Annotated in this window: 6 protein-coding genes; 2 read left to right on the top strand and 4 right to left on the bottom strand. The window is 67.4% G+C overall.

From position 1 onward, the window contains the following. Nucleotides 1-17: 17 nt before the first annotated feature. Together SPR01S_RS20225 and SPR01S_RS20220 are read left to right on the top strand one after the other, a co-directional pair. On the top strand, nucleotides 18-938 hold the full coding sequence (locus tag SPR01S_RS20225) for an XdhC family protein (protein ID WP_066593421.1): 921 nt from the start codon (nucleotides 18-20) through the stop codon (nucleotides 936-938). Next, complete coding sequence (locus SPR01S_RS20220; protein ID WP_066593419.1) at nucleotides 925-1,521, top strand: nucleotidyltransferase family protein; 597 nt, start codon at nucleotides 925-927, stop codon at nucleotides 1,519-1,521. Before SPR01S_RS20225 ends, SPR01S_RS20220 begins: the two co-directional genes overlap by 14 nt. 133 nt (nucleotides 1,522-1,654) lie before the next feature. On the opposite strand, the gene SPR01S_RS20215 is transcribed toward SPR01S_RS20220, so the two are convergent. The 4 genes from SPR01S_RS20215 to SPR01S_RS20200 all read right to left on the bottom strand — a co-directional run bounded on the left by SPR01S_RS20215 (nucleotide 1,655) and on the right by SPR01S_RS20200 (nucleotide 6,605). Next, on the bottom strand, nucleotides 1,655-2,863 hold the full coding sequence (locus SPR01S_RS20215; protein ID WP_066593417.1) for an ABC transporter permease: 1,209 nt from the start codon (nucleotides 2,861-2,863) through the stop codon (nucleotides 1,655-1,657). 206 nt (nucleotides 2,864-3,069) lie between these two features. Further along, complete coding sequence (locus SPR01S_RS20210) at nucleotides 3,070-3,819, bottom strand: ABC transporter ATP-binding protein (RefSeq protein ID WP_157082383.1); 750 nt, start codon at nucleotides 3,817-3,819, stop codon at nucleotides 3,070-3,072. Continuing rightward, nucleotides 3,788-5,197, bottom strand: a complete 1,410-nt coding sequence (locus tag SPR01S_RS20205) for an efflux RND transporter periplasmic adaptor subunit (protein ID WP_066593415.1) — start codon at nucleotides 5,195-5,197, stop codon at nucleotides 3,788-3,790. Before SPR01S_RS20205 ends, SPR01S_RS20210 begins: the two co-directional genes overlap by 32 nt. Before the next feature lie 4 nt (nucleotides 5,198-5,201). Continuing rightward, a complete protein-coding gene (locus SPR01S_RS20200) occupies nucleotides 5,202-6,605 on the bottom strand; it encodes an efflux transporter outer membrane subunit (protein ID WP_066593413.1) in 1,404 nt (467 codons plus the stop codon). Nucleotides 6,606-6,832 lie beyond the last annotated feature (227 nt).

Below are 6,832 nucleotides of genomic sequence, written 5' to 3'. Positions count from 1 at the left end.
GGAATTAAGGATAATCCATGGCCGATAACGACGCCGTCATCGCCGCCGCCTTGGCCTGGCGCGGCGCGCCGATGGCGTTGGCCACCGTCGTCTCGACCTGGGGCTCGGCGCCGCGCCCGCGTGGCAGCCATATGATCGTCCATCAGGACGGGCGGTTCGAGGGATCGGTGTCGGGCGGCTGTGTCGAGACCGACATCCTGACCGCCGCCGCCGAAGTGATCGCCGGCGCGCCGTTCCAGCTCAAACATTATGGCGTCGCCGATGCCGCGGCGTGGGAAGTCGGACTTCCCTGCGGCGGCGAGATCGCGGTGATGGTCCAGCCGGTCGCCGCCGACGGCTTCGATCCCGAATTGTTCGACCGCATCGCCGAGGCGCGAGCGACCGGTACGGCGCTCGACGTCGTCACCAATCTCGACACCGGCCAGTCGAGCCTGCGTCCCATCGAGGGCGCGGCGTTCGTCAATCGCTATGAGCCGCCGCGCCGCTTGCTGATCGTCGGCGCGGTGCAGATCGCCCAGGCGCTGACCGGGCTGGCGCGCGAGCTTGGCATCGCGACGACGGTTATCGATCCGCGCGCGCGCTTCCTGACTCCGGAGCGCTTCCCAGGCGTGACGCTCGACGACCGCTGGCCCGACGAGGCGGTCGCCGCGCTCAAGCCCGACGCGGCGACCGCGGTCGTCACCTTGTCGCACGACATCAAGATCGACGACCCCGCGCTCGCCGCCGCGCTGGCCGCGCCCACCGGCTATGTCGCCGCTTTGGGATCGCGGCGGAGCCATGCCGCGCGGCGGGAGCGTCTGGGCGCGCTGGGCGTTTCAGACTCCGACCTCGACCGCATCGATGCGCCCGCCGGGATCGACATCGGCGCGGTCGGGCCGGCGGAGATCGCCTTGTCGATCGCCGCCGGCCTGGTGGGAGCGCTGCGTGATCGAGCCTGAAACCACCGCATTGATCCTGCTCGCCGCCGGCAAATCGGCGCGGTTCGGTCTGTCCGACAAGCTGACCGAGACGTTCCTGGGCCAGCCGCTCGGCATGCATGTCGTCACCGCATTGGAAGCGGTGCCGTTCGCCCGGCGCGTGGTGGTGCGCGACGGCGTCCGGCTCGATTACGCCGCGCGCGGCTATCACGAGGTGCCCAATAGCCGCCCCGAACGGGGTCTGTCGCTGTCACTGAAGATGGGCGTCGAGGCGGCGCGCGGTCCGGGGATCGAAGCGGTGCTGATCGCGCTCGCCGACATGCCGCGCGTGACCGCGGCGCAGATCCATCGCCTGTTCGAGGCCGCGACCGGACCCGACACGGTCGTCGCGTCGAGCGACGGCGTGCGCCCCAAGCCACCTGCCTTGTTCGGCGCCAATCGCTTCGACGCGCTCGAAACGCTCGAGGGCGATGCCGGCGCGCGCGACCTGATCCTGGCCGGGCGGCACGTCGTCACGCATCCCGACGAGTTGATCGATGTCGATACCGAGGAAGAGCTCGACGAGCTGATGGCCAAGTTCGGCCAGGTGCGCAGCCAGTCATAGGCTCCCCCTTCGTCATTCTCGCGAAAGCGGGAACCCAGCTCCCAAGCAATCACCAAGCCAGTTCCGCCGAATTGGTGGAGAGCGTAGGAGATGGGTCCCCGCTGTCGCGGGGATGACGGGCATAAGCCGCGCCCTATTCGTGCCGCAAGGCGTCGATCGGGTTGAGCGAGGCGGCACGGCGCGCCGGGAAGAAGCCGAATACGACGCCGATCGCGCCCGAGATCAGGAAGGCGATGACGTTGATCTGGACGTCGAAGATGAACGGCAATTGGCCGAGCACCGACAACAGGATCACCGCCACCTGCCCCAGCAGCAAGCCGATGAGCCCGCCCAGGCACGACAGCACCACCGCCTCGACCAGGAATTGCATCAGTACTTCATTGGCGACCGCGCCGATCGCCAGGCGGATGCCGATCTCTCGCGTGCGTTCGGTAACCGAGACCAGCATGATGTTCATGATGCCGATGCCGCCGACGATCAGGCTGATCCCGGCGACCGCGGTGACGATGTTGGTCAACAGGGTCGTGGTGGTGCTGAGCGTGTCGGAAATCTGCTTGGTGTCGAAGATGTTGAAATCGTCCTCCTTGCCGCCGGTGATGTGGCGGCGTTCGCGCAACAGGTCGGTGATCGACGCTTGGACCTGCGCGGTCGAATAGGCCTGGTCGACACCGACAAGGATCAGCCGCACATCGGTATTGCCGGTCATCCGCCGCTGCACCGCCTTGATCGGCATGATGACGACGTCGTCCTGGTCGCCGCCGAATCCCGACTGGCCCTTGGTCGACAGGATACCGATGACGTCGCACGAAATGCCGGCGATCCGCATCCGCGTGCCGAGCGCATTCCTGGTCTTGTAGAGATTGGTGTAGACCGTGTTGCCGATGATGCAGACCGCTTTGCCGGCGCTTTCCTCGGCCGGGGTGAAATAGCGGCCGCTGGCGAGCGCCCAGGGCTGGACCTCGAAATAGCCGTTGGTGGTGCCGTTGATCGTGGTCGACCAATTGGCGCCTTCATAGATCGCGGTGCCGGTCGACTGCGCCTGCGGGGCGACCGCGGTGACGCCGGTGATCTGCTTGCCGATCGCCTCGACATCCCGCGGATCGAAATCGGGCGGCCGCGGCCCGCCGCCGCCGCGCCCGAAGCCCTGGCCGGGACGGATCTGGAGCACGTTGGTGCCGAGACTGGCGATCGATTTCTGGACCTGAAGCGTGGTCGCCTTGCCCAGGGTCACCATCGCCACCACTGCCGCGACACCGATGACGATGCCGAGCACGGTCAGAAACGAGCGCAGGAGGTGGCGCCGGATCGAGCGGAGCGCGAGGATGAAGGTGGTGCCGAGCATGGCCTAAATTCCCTATCCCCAAAGGCGGAGAGGGTTGCGCAGACTTAGGCTCGTCAGAGCCTTAGTCGGAGCTGGGTGAGGGGTAAGCGGTCGCGACGCGACCGCGCGGCGCTTCGCGCCGCTTCCCCTCATCCAACTTCGCCTAGGCTCCTTCGTCGCCAAGGCTTCGTATCCTTCTCCCCCAAGGGGAGAAGAGAGCATCGCCCTCATCCCACTCTCTCCCCCTGCGCATGCCCAGCCTCGGTCCGCTCGACCAGGCCGTCTTTGAAATGGACGATGGTCTTGGCAAAGGCGGCCATGTCGGGTTCGTGGGTCACCATCAGCACGGTGATGCCGGCATGTTTGTTGAGGTCGCTCAGCAATTCCATGATCTCGACCGAGCGTTCGCTGTCGAGATTGCCGGTCGGCTCGTCGGCGAGCAGCACGGCGGGCTTGGTGGCGATCGCCCGGGCGATGGCGACGCGTTGCTGCTGCCCGCCCGACAATTCGCCCGGCGTATGGTCCCACCAATCCTTCAACCCGACCTGGTCCAGCGCCGCGAGCGCCATCTCGCGCCGCTCGGCCTTGGCATCGCCGCGATAGAGCAACGGCAGCTCGACATTCTCCAATGCGGAGGTGCGGGCGAGCAGGTTGAAGCCCTGGAACACGAAGCCGAAATATTTGCGCCGGAGCAAAGCGCGCTGGTCGCGGTCGAGGCTTTCGACATGATGGCCCATGAAGATGAATTCGCCGTCGGTCGGCACGTCGAGGCAACCGAGGATGTTCATCGTGGTCGACTTGCCCGAGCCCGACGGCCCCATCACCGCGACGAAATCGCCGGTCGCGATGTCAAGGTCGACGCCCTTCAGCGCCTGGAATGCGGTCGCGCCGGTGCCATAGGTCTTGGTGACGCCGCGCAGCCGGATCAGCGGGTCGGGAATGCCGTCAGCCACCGCGCTGCCCGCCGCCGCCCCCATTGCCGCCGCCGCCCGCGCCCGAGCGCCGCCGGCTGCCGCCCGCGCTGTTGCCGCCCGATCCCGCGAGCTGACCGGTCACGACCTGCATTCCCGGCTGCAAATCGCCGCCGGTGATCTCGGTCATCGTGCCGTCGCTGTCGCCGGTCGTTACCGAGATCGCTTTCAGGCTGCCATCGGCCTGCTTGACATAGACGCTCTGCTTGGAGCCGCGTTCGAGCGGCGCCGCGCTGTCGCCACCGCCGCCACGCCGCCGCATCCGGGGAGTCAGCGCGCCGGCGATTCCGCCGCTCGCCTGCGCCGCGGGCGTACCCGTCGCCTGCGGCTTGAAGCGCAAGGCGGCGTTGGGGACGAGCAGGACGTCCTTCTTTTCCATCGTGACGATATCGGCGGTCGCAGTCATGCCGGGCCTCAGCTGGAAATCGGGATTCTGCACGGCGAGTTCGGCGGCGTAGGAAACGACCTGGTTGGATGTGGTCGACGACGTGCTCGTGCTGCTCGTCGACGATTGCGCCGACAAATTAGAGCCGACATCGACTCGCGTGATCGTCGCGGGGAAAGTCTTGCCGGGAAAGGCATCGACCGTGAAGGTCGCGCGCTGGCCCTGCTTGACGTTGCCGACATCGGCTTCGTCGATCGCCACTTCCAGCTTCATTTGCCCCAGGTCCTCGGCGATGACGAACAGGGTTGGCGTGTTGAAGCTCGCCGCGACGGTCTGGCCCGGCTCGATCTGGCGCGCGAGCACGACGCCGTTGACCGGGGAGCGGATGATCGTCTTGGTCAGCTGGGTCTGGTTCGACGACAGAGTCGCCTGGGCCGCGACGACATTGGCTTGCGCCGCCCTGAGATTGGCGATCGCGCGGTCGCGGTCGGCGATCGCCTGGTCCATTTCGGTCTTGGCCGGGACGCGACCGCCCGACAGTCGGCTGACTTCCTGGAATCGCGCCAGGGTCGCATTCGCCTGGGCGAGCGTCGCCTTGTTCTGCCCGACCGTCGCTACCGCCGCGTCGAGCGAAGCCTTGGACTGGTTGACCGTGTCCTGGAAGCGGCTGGGATCGATGATCGCGAGCGGCTGGCCCTGGACCACGCGATCGTTGACGTCGGCCACGACCTTGGTCACCAGCCCCGACAATTCGGAACCGACATCGACCTGATTGGTCGGCGCAAGCTTGCCCGTCGCCGACACGGTGACGGTCAGATTGCCCTTTTGCGCCTGCTCGGTGGCATAGCCCGATGTCTCGGCGCCGCCGAACAGCCGCATCAGCAGCAGGATGAGCAGGACGACGCCGATCGCGATGCCCGCCCATATGGCATAACGCCTGAACTTGGACGGTGGGCGTCCGCCAAGGAATTCGTCAAGGTCGGCCTGGTTCGTCGCCATAGTCTTATCCCTGCGGGAGTTCGGGCGGCTTGGTGGCATCCCACCCACCGCCGAGCGCGAGGTAGAGCGCGACCATCGCCTGCGCCTGGTCGCCGCGCGCGCCGTTCAAGCCGTTCTGCGCGGACAGCAGCGCCGCCTCGCTATTGTTGAGTGTGGTGATGTCGGTCAGCCCGGCCCGATACTGGCTGCGCGCGAGGATCGCCGCGGCGTTGGAGGCGTCGAGCGCGACCGCGAACTCGCGCTGGCGCTGTTTCGCCGCCTGCAGGGCCTGGAGCGCGTTCTCGACATCCTCCAGGCTGGTCAGCACGGTCGATTTGTAGGCGGCGAAGGCGCCCTCCGCCGCCGCTTCCTGCGACCGCACCCGGCTGCGCGTGCGGCCGCCGTCGAAGATCAACTGGGTCAGCCCCGCGAACAGGCTGCCGGTGATGACATTGGCGATGCTGCCGAGCGCCGAGGCCGAGGTGCCGATATTGCCGGTAATGTTGAGCGCCGGATAGAGCGCCGCCTTCTCCACCCCGATCTGCGCGGTAGAGGCGGCCAGGGTGCGTTCGGCGGCGCGGACGTCGGGACGCTGGCGCAATATGTCGCCGGGGATACCGGCCGGGATGTCGGCCGGGCCCATCGGGATCGGCTGTACCGCTTCGAGCTCGGCCTTGAGCGCGCCCGGCGCCTGGCCGGTCAAGACGCCCAGCCGGTTCACCGCGGCGGCATAATTCTGTTCGATCGTCGGGATCTGCGCGGCGGTCTGGGCGCGTTGCGCGCGTGCCTGTTCCTGGTCGAGGCTCGATACCAATCCCGCCTGAACGCGGAAGCCGGCAATCTCCAGATTGTCGTCCTGGATCGCCAGGCTGTCGCGCGCGATCTTGAGCGCGGCCTGATACTGGCGGGCCAGGATATAGTTGCGGGCGGCTTCGGCGGCGATCGAGGTCTGGACGGTGGCGAGATCATAGCCCGAAGCCTGCTCGGTCGCCTTCGCCGCCTCGATCGAGCGGCGCGTGCCGCCGAAGATGTCGGCCTGGTAGCTGGCATCGGCGCCGATCGAGAAATTGTCGCGCGGGCCGACCGAATCGAGCAGGCTACGGCTATAGCCGGCCGATCCGCTGACCGTCGGCAACAGCGACGCGCGCGCCTGGACCAGCCCTTCGCGCGCCTGTTTCAACCGCGCCACCGCCTGGGCGATGTCGAGATTGCCCCGTCGCGCGCGGTCGATGATGCTGGTCATCTCGGTGTCGCCGAACGACGTCCACCACGTCGAGATGTCGGGCAGTGCTCCGGTCGACGCGGGCCCGGAATAGGCGTCGGGCACGCCCAGCGAGGCGCTCGCCGGCGGCTTGTAGTTCGGCCCCACCATGCACGCCTGAAGCGGCAGCGCGACGGCGAGCATCATGGCGATACGCGACCGTTTCATCCCCGAAAGCATGGCGAGCACTAGGACAGAGGTCCATCCCGAATATGTCGTATTTTGTCGCAATCGGACCGGTTCGGTTCATGTTTCCCGCTTCGCGGTCGCGGCGCGGACCAGGATGGATGGACATTCGGATAATCCTCCCCCGCCAGGGGGAGGTGTCAGCCCCCGCGCAGGCGCGGGGGGTGACGGAGGGGGAGGAAGCACGACGGCGGGTGAGCGGCCGTCCG

Source organism: Sphingomonas pruni NBRC 15498, assembly GCF_001598455.1.
Lineage (GTDB): Bacteria > Pseudomonadota > Alphaproteobacteria > Sphingomonadales > Sphingomonadaceae > Sphingomonas > Sphingomonas pruni.
Note: the sequence above shows the minus strand (reverse complement) of the source record. Positions and strands in the feature narration are given on the sequence as shown.